The following is an 800-nucleotide window of genomic DNA, read 5'->3' as shown; positions in this document are numbered from 1 at the left end:
GCGCGGCTGGTTGGTGCTCGCCCCGGGAACCGAGGCGGCCCCATATCCCGAAACCATCGCTCTTTGCGATGGCCGTTCGGCCCAAAGAAAAACAGCGTCGGGGACCGGAAGCGCGGGGTGGCCGCCGGCGAACTTGACCAGGACCGGACGGCCGGCACGAACCTCCAGCGCTTGCGCCTTGCCGGTGACACGCAGCAGCGCCGCCACTTCGCCCGACCGCTCGACACCGACGCTGACACCGCTTGGCGCAGACCCCGCAAAGCCTGACGCCACCGGCAGGCCGAAGCACAGCATCGCGAGCAGCACCATGCCCATCAGGCATGAGCACGCTGCCGTCAGCGGCGCTTCAGGCCATCCGGTTTGCCTGGCCGCCGCGAAGGGACGCGATCTCGAAAACATCACCCGCCCTAACGCACCATGGCCAGAAAGGGAAGCAAACCGGGCAAAAACCGGCAAGACATCGCCCTTGCGAGGCAAATATCGGGAAGCGCGCGGCCGCATCAGACAGTTCTTCCTTGAACCTTTTGCCCTCAAGTGCCAAATCTGGGGAAATTTTCACGCTGGCTCTCCTGCAGAGCCCTACCCGCTACACGGACAAAATGGTCACCTATCTCGACGCTGCCACGGCCCCGCTCAGAAATACCGGCCAGATCCGCCTCTATGGCGAGGACGGCTTTGCCGGCATGCGCAAGGCATGCGATCTCACCGCACGCTGCCTCGACGAGCTGGTGCCGATGGTCCAGCCCGGCGTCACCACCGAAGCAATAGACCGCTTCGTCTTCGAATTCGGCATGGACCAC

At 64.4% G+C, this 800-nt stretch carries 1 protein-coding gene and 1 pseudogene; one reads left to right on the top strand and one right to left on the bottom strand.

Going from position 1 to position 800, the window contains the following annotated elements; genetic code table 11:
* On the bottom strand, positions 1-399 hold a 399-nt coding region (locus EN906_RS35850; protein ID WP_127375856.1), incomplete at its 3' end, for a hypothetical protein.
* Positions 400-599: 200 nt separating this feature from the next.
* On the opposite strand from EN906_RS35850, the pseudogene EN906_RS35845 reads away from it, so the two are divergent.
* Positions 600-800, top strand: a pseudogene (locus EN906_RS35845) (type I methionyl aminopeptidase); the annotation flags it as partial.

It is taken from the genome of Mesorhizobium sp. M7A.F.Ca.CA.004.06.1.1 (genome assembly GCF_003999135.1).
Taxonomy (GTDB): Bacteria; Pseudomonadota; Alphaproteobacteria; order Rhizobiales; family Rhizobiaceae; genus Mesorhizobium.
Note: the sequence above shows the minus strand (reverse complement) of the source record. Positions and strands in the feature narration are given on the sequence as shown.